The organism is Chryseobacterium sp. IHB B 17019 (genome assembly GCF_001456155.1).
Taxonomy (GTDB): Bacteria; Bacteroidota; Bacteroidia; order Flavobacteriales; family Weeksellaceae; genus Chryseobacterium.
In genome coordinates this window covers 1,806,938-1,832,102 of sequence record NZ_CP013293.1, presented here as the reverse complement: position 1 = coordinate 1,832,102, position 25,165 = coordinate 1,806,938, and the positions used below count along the sequence as shown (strand labels likewise).

Annotated in this window: 15 protein-coding genes; 13 read left to right on the top strand and 2 right to left on the bottom strand. The window is 35.8% G+C overall.

Features of this window, described 5'->3' with window-relative positions; translation table 11 throughout:
• The first annotated feature begins 1 nt into the window (after position 1).
• The 9 genes from recQ to ATE47_RS08405 all read left to right on the top strand — a co-directional run bounded on the left by recQ (position 2) and on the right by ATE47_RS08405 (position 13,653).
• Positions 2-2,206: a DNA helicase RecQ gene (gene recQ, locus ATE47_RS08445; protein WP_062161552.1), complete on the top strand. Its 2,205-nt coding sequence runs from the start codon at positions 2-4 to the stop codon at positions 2,204-2,206.
• 305 nt (positions 2,207-2,511) lie between these two features.
• The gene (locus ATE47_RS08440) at positions 2,512-3,591 is read left to right on the top strand and encodes a glycosyltransferase (RefSeq protein ID WP_062161551.1); all 1,080 of its coding nucleotides are present in this window, start codon (positions 2,512-2,514) and stop codon (positions 3,589-3,591) included.
• Positions 3,592-3,673: 82 nt separating this feature from the next.
• Positions 3,674-4,024: a hypothetical protein gene (locus tag ATE47_RS08435; RefSeq protein WP_062161550.1), complete on the top strand. Its 351-nt coding sequence runs from the start codon at positions 3,674-3,676 to the stop codon at positions 4,022-4,024.
• Between the two features lie 175 nt (positions 4,025-4,199).
• Positions 4,200-5,603 carry a dihydrolipoyl dehydrogenase gene (gene lpdA / locus ATE47_RS08430; protein ID WP_062161549.1) on the top strand — a complete coding sequence of 468 codons (1,404 nt, stop codon included), beginning with the start codon at positions 4,200-4,202 and terminating at the stop codon, positions 5,601-5,603.
• Between the two features lie 299 nt (positions 5,604-5,902).
• Complete coding sequence (locus ATE47_RS08425; RefSeq protein WP_062161548.1) at positions 5,903-8,641, top strand: TonB-dependent receptor; 2,739 nt, start codon at positions 5,903-5,905, stop codon at positions 8,639-8,641.
• Positions 8,642-8,664: 23 nt separating this feature from the next.
• Positions 8,665-10,032, top strand: coding sequence for a DUF4876 domain-containing protein (locus tag ATE47_RS08420; RefSeq protein WP_062161547.1), 1,368 nt, complete (start codon positions 8,665-8,667; stop codon positions 10,030-10,032).
• 6 nt (positions 10,033-10,038) lie between these two features.
• Positions 10,039-11,592, top strand: a complete 1,554-nt coding sequence (locus ATE47_RS08415) for a DUF6850 family outer membrane beta-barrel protein (protein WP_062161546.1) — start codon at positions 10,039-10,041, stop codon at positions 11,590-11,592.
• Positions 11,593-11,598: 6 nt separating this feature from the next.
• Entirely contained in the window at positions 11,599-12,726 is a 1,128-nt protein-coding gene (locus ATE47_RS08410) for a cytochrome-c peroxidase (protein WP_062161545.1), read from the top strand.
• 102 nt (positions 12,727-12,828) lie between these two features.
• The gene (locus ATE47_RS08405) at positions 12,829-13,653 is read left to right on the top strand and encodes a CvfB family protein (RefSeq protein WP_062161544.1); all 825 of its coding nucleotides are present in this window, start codon (positions 12,829-12,831) and stop codon (positions 13,651-13,653) included.
• 34 nt (positions 13,654-13,687) lie between these two features.
• Here ATE47_RS08405 and ATE47_RS08400 read toward each other — a convergent pair whose 3' ends face one another.
• Positions 13,688-17,017 (bottom strand): T9SS type B sorting domain-containing protein, encoded by a 3,330-nt coding sequence (locus ATE47_RS08400; protein WP_062161543.1) that lies wholly within the window; start codon positions 17,015-17,017, stop codon positions 13,688-13,690.
• Positions 17,018-17,200: 183 nt separating this feature from the next.
• On the opposite strand from ATE47_RS08400, the gene ATE47_RS08395 reads away from it, so the two are divergent.
• The 4 genes from ATE47_RS08395 to ATE47_RS08380 all read left to right on the top strand — a co-directional run bounded on the left by ATE47_RS08395 (position 17,201) and on the right by ATE47_RS08380 (position 24,139).
• On the top strand, positions 17,201-17,794 hold the full coding sequence (locus ATE47_RS08395; RefSeq protein ID WP_062161542.1) for a TetR/AcrR family transcriptional regulator: 594 nt from the start codon (positions 17,201-17,203) through the stop codon (positions 17,792-17,794).
• 95 nt (positions 17,795-17,889) lie between these two features.
• Complete coding sequence (locus ATE47_RS08390; RefSeq protein WP_062161541.1) at positions 17,890-19,239, top strand: TolC family protein; 1,350 nt, start codon at positions 17,890-17,892, stop codon at positions 19,237-19,239.
• A 43-nt stretch (positions 19,240-19,282) separates the two neighbouring features.
• Positions 19,283-20,536 (top strand): efflux RND transporter periplasmic adaptor subunit, encoded by a 1,254-nt coding sequence (locus tag ATE47_RS08385; RefSeq protein ID WP_062161540.1) that lies wholly within the window; start codon positions 19,283-19,285, stop codon positions 20,534-20,536.
• A 30-nt stretch (positions 20,537-20,566) separates the two neighbouring features.
• Positions 20,567-24,139 carry an efflux RND transporter permease subunit gene (locus ATE47_RS08380; protein ID WP_082632544.1) on the top strand — a complete coding sequence of 1,191 codons (3,573 nt, stop codon included), beginning with the start codon at positions 20,567-20,569 and terminating at the stop codon, positions 24,137-24,139.
• Between the two features lie 237 nt (positions 24,140-24,376).
• Here the strand turns inward: ATE47_RS08380 and ATE47_RS08375 are convergent, their stop codons facing one another.
• Entirely contained in the window at positions 24,377-24,823 is a 447-nt protein-coding gene (locus tag ATE47_RS08375) for a KTSC domain-containing protein (protein WP_062161539.1), read from the bottom strand.
• Between the last annotated feature and the right edge of the window lie 342 nt (positions 24,824-25,165).

Sequence of the window (25,165 nt, the reverse complement as noted above, 5' to 3'; positions counted from 1 at the left end):
GATGAGCGCAAAAAAAGCCAATTTATCAGGCGAGTTGAAAAAATATTTCGGGTTTTCTACTTTTAAAGGCCAGCAAGAACAAATTATAGAAAACCTGTTAGAAGGGAAGGATATATTTGTCTTAATGCCTACAGGAGGTGGGAAATCCTTATGTTATCAGCTTCCGGCACTTATTTCGGAAGGTACTGCAATTGTAGTTTCTCCCTTAATAGCATTAATGAAGAATCAGGTAGATGCTGTAAACGGCCTTTCATCTGATGACGGAGTGGCACACGTTTTAAATTCATCATTAAATAAAACACAAACCAAACAGGTCTTCGACGACATCAAAAGTGGTAAGACAAAACTTTTATATGTCGCCCCGGAATCGTTGATCAAGGAAGATTATCTGGACTTTTTAAAAGATGTAAAAATATCTTTTGTTGCTATTGACGAGGCCCACTGTATATCAGAATGGGGACACGACTTCAGGCCCGAGTACAGGAATTTGAAGTCCATTATTGATAAAATTGCCGATGTACCCGTAATTGCATTAACGGCAACCGCAACTCCTAAGGTTCAGGATGATATCCAAAAAACATTGGGAATGGCGAATGCCCTGGTTTTCAAGGAAAGCTTCAACAGGCCGAACCTGTATTATGAAGTACGCCCGAAAGTCAATGTAGATAAAGAGATCGTTAAATTTATCAATCATAATAAAACAAAATCAGGAATTGTTTACTGTTTAAGCCGAAGAAAGGTGGAAGAATTTGCCCAGCTTTTGCAGGTAAACGGAATCAATGCTCTGCCTTACCACGCCGGTCTCGACCAAAAAATAAGGGTTGCCAATCAGGACAAATTTTTAATGGAAGAAGCTGATGTAATTGTTGCGACGATTGCATTTGGGATGGGAATCGACAAGCCGGATGTGCGTTTTGTGATCCATTACGATTTCCCGAAATCCCTTGAAAGTTACTACCAGGAAACCGGCCGTGCGGGACGGGATGGCGGTGAAGGCCACTGTCTGGCGTTCTACGATCCGAAAGATATTGAAAAACTGGAAAAATTTCTTGCCCAAAAACCTGTTTCCGAGAGAGAAATAGGGTTGCAGCTTTTAAATGAAGTCGTTGGCTATGCCGAAACTTCAATGAGCAGACGACAGTATATTTTATATTATTTTGGAGAAAATTTTGACCCAATTAATGGTGATGGCGCAAAAATGTGCGACAATTCCACAAATCCACCAAAATTAAAAGACGCAACCGCTGATTTGAAAAAAGTACTCGAACTTATCCGGGATACTGGGGAAAAATTCAAATCTAAAGATTTAATTTCTGTGATTGCAGGAAAAGAAAATGCCGTAACCAAATCTTATAAACTAGAGCATAGTCCTTATTTCGGCTTCGGAAAAGAGGAAAAAGACAATCATTGGAAAACGGTTTTAAGACAGGCGACAGTTCAGAATTTCTTATTAAAAGATATTGAAACGTATGGTGTTTTAAAGATCTCCGAAAAAGGGAAGTTGGTTTTAGAAGGAAAACTGGAACATTCATTTTTAATTGCGGAAGACCGGGAATTTGATCTTACCCAAACGAAAGCTGAAAGTGATCAGATCCAGATGCAGTCAACAGGAGGTTTGGATCAGAATTTATTTACTTTATTAAAGGATTTACGTAAAAAAGTAGCAAAAAAACACGGAATTCCACCCTATACAGTTTTTATGGACCCAAGTCTGGAAGATATGACGGTTCAGTACCCGATTACTGTTGAAGAAATTGCAAAAATCTATGGAGTTGGGGAAGGAAAGGCTAAAAAATATGGGAAGGAATTCGCGGATTTTATCAGTAAATATGTAGAAGAAAATAATATCGAACGCACTCAGGATATGGTATTGAAACAAGTGGCGAATAAATCCAGCCATAAAGTATTCATCATCCAGAGTACCGATAAAAAAATTGACCTTGAAGATATTGCCAGAGCTAAAAACCTTTCAATGGATGAACTGTTGAAAGAAATGGAAAGCATTGTCTATCAGGGTACTAAATTGAATATCGACTATTACATTGAAGATAATTTTGATGAAGATATTGTCGACGGCTTCATGGAATTCATGACTGAATCCGAAAGTGACAGCATGAAAGTTTTACTCGATGAATTCGGGGACGAACTTTCTGATGAAGAAGTGAGGATGTTGAGAATAAAATTCATCAGCGACGTTGCCAACTAAGTGATTTTAAACAATAACGAAATAATTTGAAAGAAATTCTTCCCTGGAAGAGTTTCTTTTTTAATAATTATTTGGTTTCGTATAATTTAATAAACAAGAAAAATAATCAAAAAGTTTGTCATGCTGAAAGCATCTTTACAAGGCGTTTCAAATTTTGGTTAGATCCTTTCAGGATCACAAGGGAGTATTGATAAAAATCAAGCATCTTCAAACTTAAATGTTCTTATTCAGAAAGTATTGAACTAAAAAAGATTAATTCATGTTAAGATTCAAGGTTACCAAAACTTTTTACTAATTTTACATTGATGAAAAAGATTTCTGTCATATTTATTCTGCCGGACCTTGAAACCGGAGGCGCAGAAAGGATTATTACCACTATTGCGAATCACCTCTCCCGAGATCGATTCGAGCCTAAGATTTTGCTTTTACGTAAACAGGGCGGATATCTCAATCTTGTAAAAGATGATGTGGAAATTATTGATATCAACACAGAAAGAATCAGACATTCATTAAAGCCTATTTTAGGTGAGATTTACAGGAGAAAACCTGATATTGTATTTTCCGGTTTCGGTGAGGTAAATGCGTATTTATCTTTATTTATCAAGCTTTTTCCAAGAACGAAATTCATTGCCAGGGAAACCAATGTAGTCACGGAACATGTTACCAGAAAGGAGATAAAATTTTTCTATAATTTTTACAACAACTATGATAAAATCATTGCGCAAAGTGATGATATGTTGAAAGATTTAACGAAGAATTTCAGAATTCAGTCAAGTAAAATTATCAAAATAAATAATCCCGTAGATTTTGATTTTATTGATGAAAAGCTCACCGTTTCCCCAAAACCTGAATGTTTTAAATATAATTATAAAAACGTTGTAGCAATTGGGAATTTATCTGCCCGAAAGGGTTTTGATAATTTGCTGAAAGTTTTTTCCAGACTTAAAAATGAAAATATTTTACTACATATTTTAGGAGACGGCAAAGATAGGGAGATGCTGCATCAGATGAAGGATTTTTTAGGCCTGAAAAATGTTTATTTCCATGGAAGACAGGAAAATCCATATCAATTTCTGAAATATGCAGACTTGTTTATCCTATCTTCAAGATATGAAGGTTTTCCCAATGTTTTATTGGAAGCAGGAGCCTGTGGAGCCTATTCTTTAGCTAATAACTGTCCGGGCGGGATCAACGAAATTATCCAGTATAATATTAATGGTGAAATTTCAAATATTGAAAATCACGAAGAATTTTCGCAAAAAATAATGAGAATTCTTCATCAGACCTATGATAAAGATGCTATAAAAAGTTCTATCAGATCGCGGTTTTCAAAAGATATTATTTTGGATAAGTATGAGAAGCTTTTGCTGGATTTAACGAAATAGTTGCAGTATTTTTTATTATAGATTGTCATTTTCTTACATTTTATCTTAATTAATTTTATCTAAAAAAATCAATATTTCATTAATGAAAAAAATTCCGAAACTAGGATGTACTTGTGAAAAACCTCCTTTCAACTATACAGATTTCAGAAGTTCCGAATTAGGTATAGATCATACCAACGGAAGATATGGAGAGGTAAGTATTTTACAGTGCAAACTTTGTCAGAGAATATGGGTCAATTATCTTGTTGAATTTGAGCATTTTTCTAATTCCGGAAGATGGTACAGAGGAATCGTTTCAAAAAAAGAACGTCCGCAAATAACACCGGAAAACACCATAGAATATCTGGAAAATCTTGAATGGTATCTGTATGGGGGTTCCTATTTTGAAAGTACAGGAAAATTCGGGCAAGGAAAGGTGAATGTAGATTTGTAAACAGACTTGAAGTTTGAAGCTGGAGATAGGAAGATATCGTAAACAATTCAACTTTCATCACCCAACATCCAGCATCCATTCTAAAATTTGACAAATCTCACTTTCTCACTTGGTAATTAATCTGTAAATTTGTAAGAATTAAGTAAGATAATAATAAACAAATTCATAAAATAACATGAGTCAATTCGATGTTACCGTAATCGGTTCTGGTCCTGGTGGTTACGTTGCTGCAATCCGTGCTGCACAATTAGGTTTCACAACAGCAATTATTGAAAAATATCCAACTTTGGGAGGAACTTGTCTTAACGTGGGATGTATTCCTTCAAAAGCGCTTTTGGACAGCTCTGAACATTTTGAAAATGCAAAGCACAACTTCGCAGGTCACGGAATCATTATCAATGAGCCTCAGGCGGACATTGCTAGAATGATTGAGCGTAAAAATGAAGTCATCAAGCAAAATACAGACGGAATCAGCTACCTGATGAACAAAAACAAAATCACTGTTTTTGAAGGTGTCGGAAGCTTCGAATCTGCAACTCAGATTAAAGTGACAAAAAACGACGGTTCTACAGAAACCATAGAATCCAAATATACAATCATCGCAACGGGTTCTAAACCATCATCTTTGCCTTTCATTACTTTGGATAAAGAAAGAGTGATTACTTCTACGGAAGCATTAAATCTTAAGGAAATTCCTAAGCATTTAGTGGTAATCGGTGGTGGAGTTATAGGTCTTGAGCTTGGTTCTGTTTATTTAAGACTGGGCGCTCAGGTAACTGTTGTTGAGTTTATGGATAAAATCATTCCGGGAATGGACGGAGCTTTAAGTAAGGAATTAACTAAAGTTTTGAAAAAGCAAGGAATGAAATTCATGCTTTCTACGGCTGTTTCAGCGGTTGAAAGAAATGGAGATTCTGTAAAAGTAACTGCTAAAGGCAAAAAAGGAGAAGAAGTAACAGTTGAAGGTGATTATTGCTTAGTTTCTGTAGGTAGAAAACCTTACACGGACGGACTTGGACTTGAAAAAGCAGGTGTTGAGCTTGACGAAAGAGGAAGAGTAAAAGTAAATGATCATTTGCAGACGAATGTTGCAAACATCTACGCAATCGGTGACGTTATCAAAGGAGCAATGTTGGCTCACAAAGCGGAAGAGGAAGGAGTTTTTGTTGCTGAAACTTTAGCTGGACAAAAACCTCATATCAATTATAATTTAATTCCTGGCGTTGTGTACACTTGGCCGGAAGTTGCGGGAGTTGGTAAAACTGAAGAGCAATTGAAGGAAGAAGGAGTAGCTTACAAAGTGGGATCTTTCCCAATGAGAGCTTTAGGAAGAAGCCGTGCGAGCGGTGATGTTGATGGTTTGGTTAAAATCATTGCAGATGAAAAAACTGATGAAGTTTTAGGAATGCACATCATCGGAGCTAGAGCTGCCGACCTTATTGCAGAAGGGGTAATTGCTATGGAATTCCGTGCAAGTGCTGAAGATATCGCAAGAAGTTCTCACGCACACCCGACCTATGCAGAAGCTATCAAAGAAGCGGCGTTGGATGCTACGGCGAAAAGACCGATTCATATGTAATAGTTGATTAAAAGATTTAATCATTTAAATATTTAAATTAAGAGAGGCTTTTGTCTCTCTTTTTTTGTTAATGATGGTTTAATTTAAAAATCGAGATATTGAGCATAGTCGAAGCATCCTAACATAAATTTCAAACAGTTTTAATTAAATCTATCTTTTTGCTTAACAATATTAATCATTAACCAACAAATTCAAATTTCATACACAATATTCAAATTATGAAATTTATCATTCCTAAAAATACCACTTTAGTTTTTATTTAGAAAAATTATAAATAATTTTGCGGAAAATTACTAACATTGAAGAAAAGAGTTTTACTTCTTGCTTTTCAGTTTGTTATACTTTCTGTCAGTGGGCAGACGTTGACGGGGATCGTAGTAGAAGCTGATAACAAGAAGCCGATTTCGGGAGTAAAAGTGGGTATTGAAAATACAGGAATCTGGACGGTGACGGATAATTCCGGGGCTTTTCAGATCAATTATAATGCTAATGAGACATTGGTTTTCTCAAGATCCGGGCTCGTTGAAGAGAAAAAATCTTATATAACAATCCCTGCCAGTCAAATTACTGTTGAAATGCAGATTGCTTCCATCCGCATCAAGGAAGTGATGCTTGCAGCAAAAAAGAAAAATTACTCCGAGATAGAAATTAAAGAAGAGGCTTTGAAAAATATTCAGGCATTTTCATTGAATGAAGTGTTGGAGCAGATTCCCGGGCAGCAGTTAAAAAATCTTAATCTTAATGAATTTAAACCGATTGTTTTCAGATCTGTAAATGTTGGAAGTTTAAACGCCACAGGTGCGGACGGATTTGGAAATAAATCTTTCGGTACCGCAATCGTTGTAGATGGAATTCCCATTTCAAATAATGAAAATATGCAAGGATATGCAGGGAATTATGCAGCAATTACCAATTCTTTATCCAATGAAGGATCATTATTTAGTCCTAATGTTTTAGGTTTTGGAAAAGGGAATGGTTATAACGGCTATTTTTCCAATGCCAATTTCGGGGTAGATTTAAGGGAAATTCCTGTTGAAAATATTGAAAGTGTGGAAGTTGTGCAAGGGATACCATCCGCAAAATACGGAGATTTGACTTCGGGTTTGGTAAATATCCAGCAAAAAAGTGGTAAAACGCCTTTCAGGACCTATCTTGCTTTGAGAGAAGGAACTCAGGAATATAATATTAATAAGGGTTTCCAGATCAATGATAAATTAGGTTTTATTAATGTTAATTTGAATTATTTAAGTTCAAATTCTGATCCCAGAACAAAATTCAACCGATATCAAAGAGTTTCCACAAGCTTAATGTGGACGGTTTACAATAAAAATAAAAATATCAGCAATTCACTTTCCGTGGATTATGGATATAATTTTGATAATGCTAATTTTGAAGAGGAAGATATTTTTGAGACTCTTATCAGAAACAAGAAAAGAGACTTCAAAATTTCCAATCGTTTCAACTGGAGATTTAAAGATTCTTTCTTCGACAATTTAAATATTAATGCCAACTATTCTCAGGCTTACCAAAACAGTTTTGAATCAAAATTAGTAAGTAGTGGAGGTGATGTTGTAGGAACGAGTACAACTGAAGGTGTTTATGTAGGAGCTTATACGCCAATTAATTACAGACAGGTTCAGGAAGTGGAGGGAAAACCCATTTCCATGTTTTTTTCAGCAGATTTAAAGAAAAACTTTAAAACAAAATCTAACTGGATTCACAATTTCTTAGTGGGAACTTCATTGAGAAGCAGCGATAACAAAGGTGCTGGAAGAATTGGAAGCCCTGAAACTCTGATTGCAGCTCTGGCAGGAGGCGGACAGGCCTTCAGACCCTATAATTTCGGGCAGAATGTAAAGGCAGAATATCAGTATTCATTATATGCGGAGGATAATTTGTTTAAGAGATTCGGGAATTATATTTTCAACCTTAATGCAGGGATAAGATTTGACAATCAGTTTGGAACATCGGTTTTACAGCCCAGGATTAATTCTTATTTAATTTATAAAAACTTCAAATTCAGAGGAGGTTTCGGGATTGCTTCAAAGGCCCCGTCTATGAATATGATCTACACCGGGCCAAGATATTATGACGAAATTTTGGCTGATGTTCGACTTCCGGGATATTATAATGTAGGAGTGGTGCAGACTTTCATCGATTATGCAGATAATAAAAACCTTAAACCATCTAAAAGCATCCGTTCTGAGGTTGGGATTGATTACAAATTTTCTTTGGGAAATATTGGGTTAACAGCCTATTATAATAAATTGTACGACGGATTTACCAACGAATATTTTGCCTCAAAAAGAGATCTTGCAGAACTTCAGATCAACTATAACGGTACAAATACGCCAACTTTTGACATTATTGGGTACAGTAATTTGTTTTACCTCCAAAATAAAATCGTAAACAGCCTGCAATCTCAGGATAAAGGGTTGGAGTTAATGGCGAGCCTTACAAAGCTTCCATTAAAAAATATTAGTCTGGACATCAATGCAACTTATATCGATACGAGAAACAACTCTAATACAGATCGTTACCTGCCGGCAAAAAATTATGATGATGGAGCGGTCTTTGGGATTTACAAGTCTTATGAACCAAAATACAGGCAGATGAACATCGGAGCTGCATTAAATTATCACTTGCCGAAAGCAGGATTGGTCATTACCTTGAGATCACAGCATTTAATCATCGATGACAAAATAAAATACAACCCCAAAATTCTGTATGCTTACATCAACAGGGATTTGGAAAAAGTAATGCTGACACAGGATCAGATCAATGATCCAAGCCAGTTTGCAAGTATAAAGGATAATGATGTAGACGATACTAATGAAAGGCTGGGAAAAGTCTTTCATAATTTTAATCTTAAAGTTTCAAAAGATTTCCAGAACGGATTTAAGTTTTCTTTTTATGCCAATAATTTTTTAGACTTAAAACAAACCCAGACTACGTACGAAAACGGGAAGTATGTCACCACCCTTAAATCAGACTTACTCAGTCTTTCTTTCGGGGCTAAAATAGAATATCAATTTTAAAAATTACCTTATAAATAAACACTATGAAACAGTTATTAAGTTTTTTAACGATTATGTTGTTGCTTATATCCTGTAGGGATGATGATTTTGGAAGCAATAATAATTCACTACAGCCTACTAATTTTAGGGTAGAAGTGAAATACGATGCTACTTACAGCTCTTTGCATGCTAAAAATGCAACGGTAGTTTTAACTAATAACAACTCCAGTGATACCTACACACAATCCACCGATGCCAACGGTTTTGCCAATTTTACCAATGTAATTCCCGGGATTTACAAGGTAACGGTTTTCAAGAAAATGCTTTCAGATGAGTTTAATACAACATTTGGGTATGCACCTGCCGTTTCCGAAATCAGCTTCAATGGTGTTCAGGAAAATGCAACCATTAATGTAAATGTGCAGTCCACTTTTATCGAATTAAAAGGAGCTAGAATCGGGGATTTATTGATTAAACAAATTTATTATGCAGGTTCGCACGCGACTCAGGGGGCAAGCTTCAGAGATCAGTTTATTGAAATTTACAATAATTCTAATGAGGTAATTTATGCAGACGGATTATACATTGGCCAGCTTTACGGTAAGGTGAACACCAATACTACAAACAACAATTATTCTCAGCCAAACGGGCAGTTCGATTGGAGCAAGTCTATCGGAATGACTATGGGCAGCACAGCAAATACGGATTATGTTTACGCAGATTATGTGCTGAAAATACCAGGAAACGGGACACAATATCCTATTTTTCCGGGACAAAGTATCGTCATCGCAGCTAATGGTGTCAATCACAAAGCGCCTTTGGTAGACAACACCGGAACACCGATTACGGTTCAAAATCCTTCATTAACGGTAGATCTGAGCACCGCTGATTTTGAAGTGTATTTGGGAGATTTCAACTTGTCGATCGGTGAGCCCGTTTACAAATATGATATTCAAAATCCGGCTGTAAAAGATATGCAGATTGCTTATTGGGGAAGACAGGGATATTGGAGTCCGAACAATGATTTTTTAATTGATAACCCGGGAAGAGACAGTTTTGTTATTTTCAGAATTAATGATTTTGATACGCTTCCAAACTATTCTGATCCTTCTGTGACAAGCATTTCATCAAGCACAAGATTCTTCAAGCAAATCCCGAATTCAGCAATTATTGATGGGGTAGACCTTCAGCATTTCAACCCAAATTCTCAAAGGCCAAAAATGTTGAGTGCCGCTGTCGACGCTTCTTCTATTTCCTGTGATGCTTCATTCAATTCTCAGGCGGTGATCAGAAAAACCAAAACTGAGGTAACGATGTCAAACGGAACAAAAAGAAAAATTTTAGAAGATTCTAATAACTCAGCGAACGATTTTGTAAAACAGGCAGCCAATCCGAGAGGTTTCCAACAATAATAAACAATGAAATTTAAAAGTTTTTATTTAATTTCTTTTCTGTCATTCGGTTGTGCTTCTGCGCAGCTTAATGACAGTATTTTTATTCCTGTGAACCAGGTTTATTATCAGCAATTAGGCAGGATTTGGGATAATCCTATTCAGTTTTCCAACCAAAAATTTTCAGATTTTACGGAAACAAATCTTAGCGCAAAGGTTAAGAGCTTAAATATGAAAAGGGTTCAAACAGCGGAAGAGACAAATGAATTTGGTTTTAATACACAGGGAATTTTCAATATTTCCGATAAATTAAGGCTATTGGGAAGTTTTGATTATCAATTCATTACCGAGAAAGGATTAGGATATAATCTGACTAATGAGCGGACAGAAGATCAGTTTGTCTTAAACCCGAATTATTTATTTGTTCCTAAAAAAGCTAATTGGGAAACCCAGAATTACCATATTAAAGGAGGTTTGTCTTATAAAATCTGGAAAGGGCTGGAGCTGGGCGCAACACTAGATTACAGAAACCAAAGCTCATACAGAAAATCTGATCCGAGACCAGACATTTCTACAGCTGATTATTCCGGAAAAATCTTTGGAGGATACCGTTACAAAGACCATCAGCTATCTGTTTTCGGAGGATTGGGAAGAAAATCCGAGACGTATGACCTTATCGCAGTGAATGAGGCCGTAAATGCCCCTGCAAATCCTGAATATTATGTGAGATTCTCCAATGGCTACGGAAGATTAATATTCTTCCCTTCTTATGCAGATTATAGCTACAGAACCGTAGACAGGAATTTTGGAGCAGGCTATTCCTTTGAAAACCAGAAAAATTTCTTCAATATTAATTTTAGTTACAGCAAAAAAATGCAAGATCTCTTTGAAAAAGATGCAAGTAACAATACCTATTTTGAGGAGAGTTTAGAAAAAATGAAATATCGCCTCGTCAACTATAAAACCGACGCCAACTATTGGTACAAAGGCAATGCAATGGATTTTATGTCTAATGTAAATTTCCAGAGTATTACAGGCGACAATTACAACAATGCAGAATTTGGGCAAAACTACAGAATGACGTTGGATAGATTGTCTTCAGCAAATCATTTTTTACTGAGAGATGGCCAAAAGATAAAATTCGGGGCGAGTCTTGAAGGAGTTTACAATGATTTTTCCGCGATTGATTTATTAGGAATGACTTATAAATATGTGAAAAGCTTAAACTTAAATTTAAAATTTAACAAAGATATTTTCTACCGCGATACTCAGAAAATTAACCTTGAAATCGGGGCGATGTCTTATTTTCCTTTAAGTGAAAGCTTAACTTATACCCCTGCTTCTTCAAATACTTTGTTGTTTGATAATGTCATTAAAAACGATCATGAGTTTGATGCGACTTCAAAATTAGGCCCGCAATTCGGATTACAGTTTTATCAGAAGATAACTTCTAAGACAGACCTGAAAATATTTACTAATTTTGCAACGCTCTTCCCATTGACTAAAGATTTTGAACAAAATACAGACTACAACGGAAACCCAAATCTGTATTTCAATGCGGGAATATCATTGTTTTATTAGAAAATTATGAAGTATTTTTTATTGCTTGCGGCAGTTTTATGTTTAATTTATTCTTTTTCTGATTTTAATACAATTCAGAAAGGATACACGATCCAGGAATTGAGGGATCTTTACGGAAGCGGAGATCAGAGCCTTTGGCCGAAACCCCATCTTTTTGATGAAGCTAAAGAAGGTTTTAAAGATATCGGATCCTTATCAAAGCCGGAATTTCCTACAGTTAATCCATATTCAAAAGAAAAGGAAGAATTGGGAAAAATGCTGTTTTTTGATCCGAGACTTTCAAAATCCGGACAGATTTCCTGCGCCAATTGTCACGATCCGGAACTTTCCTGGGCAGATGGAAGACGTGTTGCTTACGGCCACGACAGGCAATTGGGAACACGAAATGCTCCAACCATTCTCAATATTGCTTATGCCAAAGAATATTTCTGGGACGGAAGAGCTGCCAATCTTGAAGATCAGGTAAAAGTTCCGATAGAAAATCCTCTGGAAATGAATTTCCATTCAAGATTGGCGGTGAAAACTATTTCTAAAATCAAAGGATATAAAGAACATTTTTCGAAAGCGTTCGGAGACGATAAAATAACGGAAGAGAAAATAGTAAAAGCTATTGCAACTTTCGAGAGAACGATTGTAAGCCCGAAATCTAAGTTTGATAAGTTTGTAGGCGGAGAAAAAGATGCTTTAACAGATTCTGAAATAAACGGACTTCATTTATTCAGAACAAAAGCAAATTGTATCAATTGTCATAATACCCCTTATTTTTCGGATCAGAAATTTCATAATTTAGGACTAACTTATTTCGGAAGAGAATATGAAGATCTTGGATTGTATAATATTTCGAAAAAGAACGAAGATGTAGGAAAATTTAAAACACCGACTTTAAGGGAAGTTTCACAAACTGCACCTTATATGCACAACGGATTATTTCCCAATATCAGAGGTGTTTTGAACATGTACAACGCCGGAATGCCAAATGAAAAACGAAACAGGGACAGCCCGCTCGCGCCACACAAATCAAAAATGCTGGAAAAGCTTAGCCTCACGGATGAAGAGCTTACAGATCTGGAAAACTTCCTGAATACTTTACACAGCTATAAATATAAAATGCGGGCTCCGCAATTACCGAAATAATATAAAGAGGTCTTTTTGATCAAGAATCTAAACCTGAACCTCTGCCTTAATCTCAACCTTAACCTTAATTTTCGTACCTTTGTCAGCTAATTTTATCATTCAATGCAAATAGGAAAAACTCAGACTTTAAAAATTTCAGAAAAAAACAGTTCAGGATGGATTTTAACAGATGAATCAGGTGAAAAAGCTTTTTTGCCTAAAATTTTTATTCAGGACGATATGGAAATTGATGATGAGATGGAAGCTTTTGTGTATCAGGATGATAATAAATTAAAAGCTACCACAGAAATTCCTTTGGCGGAAGTGGGCGAATTTGCGGTGATGAGCTGTGTGCAGAGCCTTCCAAGCGGGGCTTTTATGGATTGGGGGATTATCAAAGATTTATTTATTCCTTACAAGCAGCAGAAGACTAAAATTATTGAAGGTAAAAGATATTTGGTTCACATTTATATAGATGATGAGTTGGAATTAATCACCGGAACTACGAAATTCAAAAGAAATCCGCAGTATGAAAACTTGCCGTTCCAGAAAGGGGACAAGGTTGATCTGATCATGATGAATGAAAGCGAATTGGGCTGGAATGTGGTTATCAATAAAAAATACATCGGATTAATTTACGCATCTGATGTTTTCAAAAAACTTTATCCTTTATCGGAAGAAACCGGCTATATCAAAGAAATCCGTGAAGATGGAAAAATAGACGTTTCACTACAGCCGCAAGGTTTCGAGAATATTGATGAATTCAAAAAGAAGATTCTTGATAAATTGGAAGAAAACTACGGCTTGCTTCACCTTTCAGACAAATCAACTCCGGAAGAGATCAAAGATGAGGTTCAGATGAGTAAAAAGAATTTCAAAAAAGCGATCGGCGGACTTTACAAGGATAAGGTCATCGATATTTTAGATGATAAAATAAAATTATTATAAATAAAAAACGAGCAGAATTTTCTGCTCGTTTTTGTTATTCTCTATTCTTAATCAGTAGCCAACCGGTATACACTCTGCCGTCGGATACTTTAATCGTGTACCAGTAGTTTCCTGTCTGAACAGGGCTTCCATTTTGTTTCCCGTCCCATTCCATCGGTTTTTTGGTGATGACAGCCTTGTAAACCTGCAGGCCTCTTCGGTCGTAGACATTCACTTCTGTTCCGGGGTAGTTTTCCAGGCCTGCAATTTTCCATTTGTCATTGTAGCCGTCTCCGTTTGGAGTGATTGCATTCGGAATATTAAATATTGAAAAAGGCTTCTGGCCAATGATACAGCCTCCTTTTGTCCTTACGTAAACAATATATTCTCCAATATTTAAATTAGTAAAAATATTAGAATCCTGCCATGTGAAATTATCCAATGAATATTCAAAATTACCCGAGGCAGAAAGAATTACCGTTGCAGAATTGTTATTAATATTGACAGCAACAATTTCTGGTAAAACCGTATAGCTTACCTGGATATTGTCCGTACTTTGACAGCCAAAACTGTTTGTGACAGTCACGGAATAGTTTCCGGGAGTTGAGACAATAATCGACTGTGTTGTAGCTCCTGTACTCCACAAGTATGATGAATAGCCGTTTCCTGCATCCAGCGTAACATTTTGTCCGTTACAGAAATCAATTTTTTCCGGAAGATTGAATTCTGGTTTTGGATTTAATGTCAAGCTTAATCTAACCACTTTAAAGCATCCGTCCGGTGTAAGAACTTTCACATGTATAACAATTGGTCCTAGATTTAAATTATAATTTGAAGGATTGGGAATTATAGCTCCTACATCATCAGTGTAAGTGAATGTATAAGCACTTGGATTGGTAATAATATTTGGTTCGTAAGAAGTTAAATTAACAATCATTGAACTTCCTGTAGTGTTGTTGCATAACGCTGCAGAATAGTCATTTGCAGGGACATTGTTTGTTGAAAGCGTAACGGAAATCGCCAGTTTTTCCGACTCACAATTATTCAAGGTTTGTGTAACAAAATAAGTAACTCCATGAACAAGAGGAGTTGTTAAAGGCAGGGCATTTCCTGCGGCATCATAGAATTTCAGGGCGGTTCCTATTACCACCAAATTTGCCAAAGTCGGGCTTGAAGAAGCACAAAAATCCTGAGCAGAATTTCCTGTTGGCTTCGGGGTTTCGTTTACTGTAACCTGAATGGCAATTTTATCACTTTCGCAGCCGTTGATCGTTTGGGAAGCGTAATAGGTTTGTCCGTTTACGAGGGCGGTTGCCGGAGTTAAAATATTTCCTGCGACATCATACCATTTTATATTTTGTCCTGTAATTTGGATGTTGGCAATAGTTGGATTAGTGGTTTTGCAGAAAATTTGTTGAGCGTTTGCTACCGGGGTGATACCTTGAATTGAAAATACTTTAAAAGGAACTTTTACGCTTTCACACCCCGATCCATATTGAGTAACGAAATATTGATTTCCAGCAATAATATTTGCATAATTACTGATTAAACTTCCTGCAGCGTCATAAAAATGAATATTCTGATTGTTATTAATATTTAACTGATTTAATGTCATTAAATTTACATTAGCACAAAAATAAAAATCACTGACAATTAATGCTGGTGGAGAATTTTTTATAATTACAGTTACAGGGAGCCTTTTCGGGTTGTAAGGGCAAGATTCATCCTGTACTGATGCATAATAAGTAACATTATGTTGCAAAGGTGTATTGGCTGCCAGAGGAGAAAGTGAAAAAGGCGAATCATACCATGTAGTATAAGATGTATTTGGATATAAGTCCTGTATCGTTGGATTGGACGAAGAACAAAATGTTTGTGTTTTGTCTCCGTCCGGAGTTCCATTATAGCATTTTCCAAATTTTTGAATAAAGCCATTTATATCACCGTTGGTATATTTTATATTTTTAATGTCTTGGTCTGGATCAAAATCTTGATAATCATCATAATACCCTCCTATAATCAGATTTCCTTCATGATCAATACTTTGGGTATATGAATAAGAAGAAAAGTCACTTTTATTAAAAATTAGTTTACCATCATTCCGGAATTTTAGGTAAAATGTATCAGCATGACGGCTTAAATAACTGTAGTTTAAACCGAGATCTAATTTTTTTATTGTTTCTTCTGTGCTATTGTTCCCATTTACGACTTTAATAAGATTTTCATCATATCTTACAAAAAAATTTATGGTATTGTCAGCATTCCGTTTTATGGATAAAAAATCAAAGGAATTATCACCTTTAATAAGCGAATTCCAAACTAAGTTACCATTACTGCTGATTTTATAAATTATAGTTCTGCCTCCAAATGGTGCATTAATAGTTGTATTCGGAAAATTGATCGTCTGAGCGTCATAATATGTACTAGCAGTGTAAATATTATTATCATTATCCGTATCAATTTTAAAATTTGATGAATTTAAATAGAAACTATAGGTAGATAGATGTTGATACCATATAAAATTGCCATCATTATTAAATTTTGCCAAAAAGTATCTATTAGAGTTTGTATTACCCGCAGGAAATGTATTATTATCGATTTTTAGATATGATTCAAAATTCCCTAATACAATTATATTATTACTTTTATCAACCTTCACACAGTTTATCGCTGGAGCATTATGAGCATGAAGCGGACGAGCCCAGACAAAAGAGCCGTTGGGACTGTTTTTCATTACAAATATTCCGTCTGGAGCAGGTAAATTATAATTTACTGCTGGGTTGGGATCAAAATCAGTAAGAAACAACGGTTGATAGTTTGCATAATTTCCCGTAGATATTATGTTATTATTTTCATCTACAGTACATGTCATATTTCCTACATAATTATAAATGTTTCCAAATACAAAATTACCTGTAGGATCAAGTTTTACCAGAAAAGAACTGGATGATAAAATACCGGTATCAAAAATGGCATTAGAATTTGGGTTTAATTTTAAATTCTGCCCATCTGTGTAGCCCGTGACAATTACATTATCCAGTTTGTCGACAACCAAAGAAGTAATGGATGATCCATAGCTAGAGCTGATCTCTTTTACCCAAATAACATTTTTATTCTGATCAAGTTTTGCGATAACAGCTCTTGATAATTCCGTGTTGGATGTTGTTTTAGTAATACTTCCAAATGCTATACTGTTTACACTAGGGAACGCCAGTCTTCCATATCTGCCGGCAACATATATATTACCTTGAGAATCGGTAGCGCTACAAGTAAGATAATGTTGAGACTCAATAATTGGGCTTGTTGTTTGAAAATCCCAAAGAATATTCTGAGAAAACAAAAATCCACAGCAGAAAACTGTGAAAAGAAACAAGATTTTTCGCATCGGTTACTAATTTTCCGGCAAATATATGACAATACCACATTTAATAAGGATTAAGAAATATTAATCTAACTGATATATTCAAAAACCTGATGCATATCATAATAATTTCCATTAATTATTTTGTTTAACAATTTTGTCAAAACATTTGATTGATTTATATTTGCACAAATTTGTTTAACAAAAATGTCAAATCAAGCAAAAAAAGACCAAACACAAGAATTAATCAAGGATACAGCGAAGAATTTATTCTTTGTGAAAGGTAAGTTTGATGCCACTACACAGGAAATTGCCGATGCAGCTGGTGTCAACAGAACGCTGATCAACTACTACTTCCGTTCAAGAGATAACCTTATTCAGATTATTTTTGATGAAGCACAGAAAGTAGAACACGAAAAATCTGAAATTATCATGAATTCAGATCTGCCTTTCAAGGAAAAAATAGGTCAGTTTATAGAGGGAAGTTTGTCAACAAGCCTTCAGTATCCGTACCTCGAAACGTACATTGTTTCACAGATCAACAAAGGAAACTGTCACAAAAAAGATATTGAAGAAGACGAATTACACAAGCTCTACAAAGACATAGAATCAGAAATGGAACTGGGAAATATCGAAAAAATGAAACCCATCCAATTCGTGTTGAATATGGTTTCCCTTTTGGTGTTTCCAAGTGCGGTAAGACCTTTATTAATGGAGAATCTTATGATCAGTGAAGAAGAATTTGACAAAATTATTTCTGAAAGAAAAGACATTATTCTGAATTTATTATTTAAAAATTAAATAATGTTAAAGTATTTTAAGATTTAAATCGTCAAGAAGAAATATATACATTAAAGAAAAAAAATACATTAAAAAAATAAACGAAGTATAAAATTATGGAAAGACAACGTATAACTGCAAAGCTGAAAATTGGGATGGCTGCTGCATTTATGATTTCCGGCTTTTTACAGGCTCAGCAAAGCTTTACAGTGGAGCAGAGTTTAGACTATGCTGTTGCAAACAACGTCAATGTAAAAAAGGCCAGAATAGATCAGGAAATTGCTTCCCAAAAAGTGAAGGAAACTACGGGGATCGGGCTTCCTCAGATTGATGCTCAAGGTACTTACAATTACTATCTGAAAATTCCTGTGCAGCTTTTGCCAGCAGAAATTGCAGGAGGAACTCCCGGAACCTATATTCCTGTACAGTTCGGACTGAAACAAACTGCAAGTGCCGGAATTACCCTAAAACAGTTACTTTTTAATGGTTCATACCTGGTTGGATTACAATCTGCAAAAGCTTACAGAGAAACATCTGCACTAGCTGAAGAAAAAACCGAAATAAGTGTAAAAGAAGGGATCATGATGGCCTATGCAGCAGTAATTGTCACTGATGAAAACATCAATACCCTGGAAGAAAACATTAAAGTTGCTGAAAAAACTTTAAATGACACCAGAGAAACTTATAAAGTAGGATTAATAGAGGAGCAGAATGTAGAGCAACTGGAATACAGCTACAAAAACCTGCAGACAAACAGGGAAAACCTGAAGAGAACAAGAACCAAGCTTGTTATGGCTCTTAAATATCTGATGGGGTATCCTTTAGATCAAAATCTGGAGCTTTCTACGACACTGGAAGAGATGGTTCAAAAGAATCAGGTGCTGGTAGATCAGAATGAAAATTTCGATATCAGCAACCATATTGATATGAGATTGAGAAACAATGCATTGAAGGTTTCAGAATTGCAGTTGAAATATCAGAAATCTAAGTCTTTACCATCATTATCCGGTTTTGCAAGCACTAATTATAACGGGAACAGCAACACCTTTACCTTTTTCGACAGAGATCAGCAATGGTTTAATACTTCTATTGTAGGATTGCAGCTGGATATTCCTATTTTCAGCGGGTTGCAGAGACACTGGCAAACACAGCAGGCTAAGCTTGAAGTGAAAAAAGCTCAAATGGATAAAGTAGATACAGAAAGAAGTCTTAAAAAAGATTATTACGAAAAATCTGTAGACTACAACAATGCTTTTGAAAGCTATAAAACTGCACAGGATCTGATAAAGCTATCTTCAAATATCTATCGTAAAGAACAGATAAAATTTAAGGAAGGTCTTGGAAGCAGCTTCGATTTGCAGAATAGTGAAACGCAGTTGTATACATCTCAATCACAGCTTTATGAGTCTGCAATTAATTTGATCCAGGCAAAAGTAGCTCTTGACAAAGCAAAAGGAGAATTATAATTTTCCAATCTTTTAATCATTCAAACAAAAAATAATATTCCACATGAAAAAAATATTTCTTCCACTAGCATTATTACTTACCCTTGCAGCCTGCAAGAAGGAAGGTGCTACACAAGATAAAACTTTAGAAGCTCTTATCAAAACCAAAGATGTAAAAGGGCTGCAAGCATATAAAGACCGTCAGAAAGCAAAAATGGACAGTCTGAACAATATCATGTCTGAGGTAGATAAAAACCTTTCGGCATTAGGCGTAAGCCAGACTGTAGGGTATGTTTCCGTACAGAAACTACAGCAGAGTTCATTTGCACACAATGTTGAGATACAAGGAAATGTTACAACAGATCAGGATGTGAATGTACAGTCTCAATTCAATGGAACATTAACGCTTTATGTAAAAGAAGGGCAAAGAGTAAACAAGGGGCAGGTAATAGGCAGAATTGCGGATGGAGGTCTTAATGATCAGCATAAGCAAGCTTTAATCCAGGTTTCTGCAGCCAATTCACAGCTTCAGCAGGTAAAATCTCAGGCTAATTTGTCGAGAATTACTTATGAAAAACAAAGTGCTCTTTGGAAACAAAAAATTGGTTCAGAATACCAATATCTTCAGGCGAAAACCAATTACGAATCTGCTCAGAAACAAATTGCTGCTGCTCAAAGTCAGGTTGCCGCTACACAAAAAGCTGCTGATGCGATAAGAGCAAACTTGGTGAAAACAACAATCGTTGCTCCGTTTAGTGGGGTGATTGATAAAGTAATTACACAAAACGGACAGGCTGTATCTGCTGCTCCGGCTACGGATATCGTAAAATTGATCAGTCTTGGAGTAATGCGCGTAGAAGCCAAAGTTCCTGAAACATATCTGGCCAACGTAAAACCGGGTACAAGCGTAGAGATCAATTTTCCGGCACTCAACAAATCTATTAAATCAAGTGTAAGATTGGTTGGAAACTATATTGATCCTGCAACAAGAACTTTCCTTATTCAGATTCCTGTTTCAAATGAAGGTGGATATATAAAACCAAACTTATTGGCTCAAATAAAGATTCAGGATTATGTGAATCCTTCTGCATTACAGATTCCGGCTCAATATATTTATGAAGACGCAGCCCATAAAACCTATGTTTTCATTGCAACCAATATCAATGGTGAAAATGCAATTGCCAAAAAAGTGTATGTAGAAACAGGGCAAAAGTCTGAAAACAGCGTAGAAATTACACAAGGTCTGAAATCTGGAGATACCGTAATTACTGATGGTTCTAAAAACCTGACAGAAGGACAGAAAATTAAAATTTCTTAAAAATAAACTCATTGAAATAAATAAATAATTATGGGCGAAAATAAACACCACGAAAAAGAATCTTTCTTTTCAAGTTGGGCGGTAGACAATAGAACCACAGTATATGTACTTACTTTTATCATTGTAATTCTGGGGATCTTTGCTTACATGTCTATGCCAAGAGAAAGCTTTCCGGAAGTGGTAGAAAATAAGATATATATTTCTTCTGTTTATCCGGGAAACTCAGCAGAAGATGTTGAAAAGCTTATCACAAAAGAGCTTGAAGATAAATTTAAGAACGTTTCGGGAGTTGATAAGGTAACTTCAAATTCATTTCAGGACTACTGTCTGATTACCGTAGAATTTGATGAAAAAGTGCCTTTGCCGGAAGCTAAACAAAGAATTAAAGATAAAGTAGATGAAGCAAAAGGTGATCAGGACTGGCCAACAGTAGACTCGGGATCAAAAGTAGAACCAAGTGTTTTTGATCTTAATATTTCCGAGGAAATTCCGATTCTGAATATTAATGTAAAAGGAAATTATCCGAAATTTATACTGAGACAATATGCAGATGATATCAAAGACGATCTAGAGGACATTCCTGAAGTAAAGGAGGCAACCGTTTTAGGGGTTGATGATAATGAAGTGGAAGTTGCTTTGGATATCTTTAAGATGAATGCTGCGGGAGTAAGTTTTGATCAGGTTATTAATGCTATCAGAAATGAAAATATCACCATTTCCGGTGGTAATCTGATCACAGAAGGAAACCGTGAAAATGTCAGAATTAAAGGACAGATTTCAAATCCTAGCGATGTTAACAATTTCGTTGTAAAGCCGGGTGTGAAGATCATGGATATTGCGAAAGTAGAGTTTAAAGAAAAAGAAAAAACTACCTACGCAAGAGAATCCGGAAAAGATGTTGTGATGATCAACCTTAAGAAAAGATCAGGAACCAACATGATTGCAGCTATTGAGCAGGCAAAAGAAAAAGTCAAAAAAGCTCAGGAAACATATCTTCCAAAAGATCTTGATATTTCTTTAACGTCTGACCAATCTACAGACGTTGAACATCAGGTAAGTGAGCTTGCCAACCATATCCTCATCGGTATCCTTTTGGTAATGTGCGTATTGAGTTTCTCAATGGGGCTTAAAAATGCATTATTCGTTGGGACGGCGATTCCGCTTTCGATGTTGATTGCCTTTGCGGTATTGAGCATGTTTGGAGTTACCTTAAATACCATGGTGCTTTTCGCAATGGTAATGGGACTCGGGATGCTGGTAGATGACGGGATCGTTGTTGTAGACAACGTGTACGCCAATATGGAGAAAGGGTATAAAAGGAGAGAAGCATCAAAATTCGGTATCGGTGAGATTGCTTTCCCTGTAATTACTTCTACTTTGACTACTGTTTGCGCATTTTTACCAATGCTGATGTGGCCGGGAATTATGGGAGAATTTATGAAGTATTTCCCAATCACAATTAGTGTTACTCTTTTAGCATCACTTTTTGTAGCATTGGTTATCAATGCTTCCATGACAGGAGGCGGAATGACATTAGATAATAAAAACATTACACCTTCTCAAGCTAAAAAATACACCATTATTTTTGCAATTTTAACAGTAGTTTTCGGAGTTTTAAGATTGGTAACCGGTGTTGAGTTCTTCCTGGCAATCGTAACACTTTCTGTACTGGCAATTGCTGCAATATGGTTGTATAAAGGATTTTTCCATGACAGAATTGAACATTTCCAATATACTTTTTTCCCGAATCTGGCTAAAAGGTATCAGAAATTCTTAAGAAATTTATTACAGGGCAAAAAGCCTAGATACTGGTTCTTGGGAGTGATTGGAGTTCTTATTTTCTCATTCATCCTTTATGGAGCAATGATGGGGATTGGGCGTTCAAAAGTACTTTTCTTCCCGGAAAACATTCCTAAGCAAGTGATTGTCTATATGGAATATCCTCAAGGAACGGATATTGCAAAAACAAATACTGCTACAAAACAGGTTGAAGCAAAAATTTTAAATGTTTTAAAAGAATATAAAGACAAAAAAACCGGAAAAAACTTCCTGGTAGAATCTATGGTAACCCAAGTGGGAAAAGGAGCTATCAATCCACAGGTTGATGCCGGTTCTGAAGCTGATACACCATTTAAATCAAAAACTACGATCACTTTTGTAGAATTCGCAAAACGTCAGGGGGTAGATACGGGTGAGGTAATGGAGCAGATCAGAAAGGCTATTCCTAATATTCCGGGATTCACATTTACGGTAGAAAAAGATGCAAATGGTCCGCCGGTTGGTTATCCAGTTTCTATCGAGCTTAAGGGAGACGATTATGATCAGTTGTTGACAGAAGCCAACAATATGATCACTTATGTAAACAAGCAGGGAATTTCGGGTATCGAAAAACTGCAGTCCGATATTAATAAAGAAAGCCCGGAATTGATTATCGATATCGATAGAGAGGCAGCTGGAAATATGGGAGTTTCGACGGCTTATACAGGGATTACGCTTCGTAGAGCTTTATTCGGTCAGGATATTTCTACCTTTAAAGATGTAAAAGATGATTACGATATTTCAGTAAGATTACAACAGGATCAGAGAAGAAATACGAGTTTACTATTTAACCAGCCGATTACGTTGCAGGGGCAAAACGGCCCGATTCTGGTTCCGATGTCTACTTTCTCTACCATGAAAGAAGAAAATACTTTCAACAAAATCAAGAGAAAAGACAATACCAGAACGATCATGGTTTACTCAAACGTATTGAAAGGATATAACGCGAATGAAATCGTTCAGAAAATTCAGGCATCATTAAAAAACTATAAAACTCCGGAAGGAATTACCTATAGTTTCGGTGGTGAACAGGAAGAGCAGGGCAAAAACATGAATTTCCTATTGTTTGCATTGTTCCTGGCAATGGCGTTGGTAACATCGATTATTGTATTCCAGTTCAACTCGCTTTCAAAAACTTTGATTATCATGACTACGATTTTCTTGAGTTTTGCCGGAGTATTCTTAGGATTGGCGATTTTCGGAATGGACTTCGTAATTCTAATGACCATGATGGGGATTATCTCATTAGCGGGTGTTGTGGTGAAGAACGGTATTGTATTGATGGACTTCTTCGTTCTTAAACTCGATGAACTGGTTCATAAAAAAGGGGTTGAAACCCACGATGACCTTGAACTTGAAGAAGTAAAAGAAATTATCATCGAATCCGGAAAAGAGCGTTTAAGACCTGTATTATTAACGGCTACAACAGCTATCTTAGGTTTGATTCCGTTGGCAGTGGGTCTGAACTTTGACGTGTTTTCTTTCCTTACAACACTGAATCCGCATTTCTCAGTAGGAGGGGACAACGTAATGTTCTGGGGACCATTAGCATGGACCATTATTTTCGGGCTATCATTTGCTACTTTCCTTACATTGATCATCGTGCCGGTAATGTTCTACATTATTTCTAAACGTAAGATCAATAGAAGAAGAAAATATGTAGAAAAACATGCTCACGATGCAGAAAATGAAGCTGAAGAACAGGAAAGACTGAAAAAGCTGTATCCTCAGGAGTTTGAAGAGTATCACAAGAAAAAGGATGATGATTTAGGTTTAGAATCATAAATATAATAACCTTTAATTAACCGAAAAAGCGTATCAGAAATGATGCGCTTTTTTCGTCATTGCGATGAGTGAAACGAAGAACAATCTCAAAGATTAAGATCTAAGCAATGGTAATAAATAGTTGAAAAGGTTCACACCTGGATTTCTCTGGAAAGACAAGCGAAGTGTTTAATGTATAAGCAATAAAAAAGCTTCCAAAGATTACCCTGAAAGCTTTATTATATTGTAATTGTAAAATTAATCCGCCATTACCTCACCAGACTTTCTATAGATAAAACTTCCATAGATATGTCTTCTTGCAAAACGGCTCGGGGAATCAGCATTAACCATTTTGATGTATGTATTTCTTGGAACACCGATGTATTCATAGATATTTCCGTTCAAATGCTGAACCGTAAGAACTGCTTTTTCAAGGTAAAAATCCTGAATATTGGATTTTGTAATCGTCTCGGTATATTCTTCTTTATATTTTTCCTGTGTTTCCGGGTTGATGCTCACCAAAAAATGGTAGGCTTCAATCACAGACTTGCTTTTTTCTTCCGCCTCCAGTTTGCCAGCTTCGTCATTTACAAATTTATCAGGATGAGTATCCTTCATTGTATTTCTGTAAATTGTTTTTAAATCTTTTAAAGTAGCGGTTTTATCAACCCCAAGAAGCTTTCTGTGCTCAACAACTCTTTTCATAATGATCCTTATTTCGGGGTGCAAAATTAAGCTTTTTAATTTTAAAAATTGTAAGTTATTCAGTATTAATTTGTTTTGGTGACTTAAGATTCTTTTCTGTATGCTTAATATGGGTGAGAAATTAAATCAAATTATTAAGAAAGAGGAGCCATGATACTGCTTATTATCTGGAAATAATATTTAATGAATTTTATGATTATCAATTGATATTTATTTAACTGAAATAATTAGTTTTGGAAAAACATAAATGCATGCAAAAAGAGCTAATGATTTTGATAGCCATATATCTTGGATTTTCCTATTGTTCAATGAAATTTTTTGAAATGTTTACTGTAAAATCCA

What these genes read in the sequence shown, in the direction of transcription:
- recQ (WP_062161552.1), top strand. Translation starts at nt 2, where the DNA reads ATGAGCGCAAAAAAAGCCAATTTATCAGGCGAGTTGAAAAAATATTTC.
- ATE47_RS08440 (WP_062161551.1), top strand. Translation starts at nt 2,512, where the DNA reads ATGAAAAAGATTTCTGTCATATTTATTCTGCCGGACCTTGAAACCGGA.
- ATE47_RS08435 (WP_062161550.1), top strand. Translation starts at nt 3,674, where the DNA reads ATGAAAAAAATTCCGAAACTAGGATGTACTTGTGAAAAACCTCCTTTC.
- lpdA (WP_062161549.1), top strand. Translation starts at nt 4,200, where the DNA reads ATGAGTCAATTCGATGTTACCGTAATCGGTTCTGGTCCTGGTGGTTAC.
- ATE47_RS08420 (WP_062161547.1), top strand. Translation starts at nt 8,665, where the DNA reads ATGAAACAGTTATTAAGTTTTTTAACGATTATGTTGTTGCTTATATCC.
- ATE47_RS08415 (WP_062161546.1), top strand. Translation starts at nt 10,039, where the DNA reads ATGAAATTTAAAAGTTTTTATTTAATTTCTTTTCTGTCATTCGGTTGT.
- ATE47_RS08410 (WP_062161545.1), top strand. Translation starts at nt 11,599, where the DNA reads ATGAAGTATTTTTTATTGCTTGCGGCAGTTTTATGTTTAATTTATTCT.
- ATE47_RS08405 (WP_062161544.1), top strand. Translation starts at nt 12,829, where the DNA reads ATGCAAATAGGAAAAACTCAGACTTTAAAAATTTCAGAAAAAAACAGT.
- ATE47_RS08400 (WP_062161543.1), bottom strand. Translation starts at nt 17,017, where the DNA reads ATGCGAAAAATCTTGTTTCTTTTCACAGTTTTCTGCTGTGGATTTTTG.
- ATE47_RS08395 (WP_062161542.1), top strand. Translation starts at nt 17,201, where the DNA reads ATGTCAAATCAAGCAAAAAAAGACCAAACACAAGAATTAATCAAGGAT.
- ATE47_RS08390 (WP_062161541.1), top strand. Translation starts at nt 17,890, where the DNA reads ATGGAAAGACAACGTATAACTGCAAAGCTGAAAATTGGGATGGCTGCT.
- ATE47_RS08385 (WP_062161540.1), top strand. Translation starts at nt 19,283, where the DNA reads ATGAAAAAAATATTTCTTCCACTAGCATTATTACTTACCCTTGCAGCC.
- ATE47_RS08380 (WP_082632544.1), top strand. Translation starts at nt 20,567, where the DNA reads ATGGGCGAAAATAAACACCACGAAAAAGAATCTTTCTTTTCAAGTTGG.
- ATE47_RS08375 (WP_062161539.1), bottom strand. Translation starts at nt 24,823, where the DNA reads ATGAAAAGAGTTGTTGAGCACAGAAAGCTTCTTGGGGTTGATAAAACC.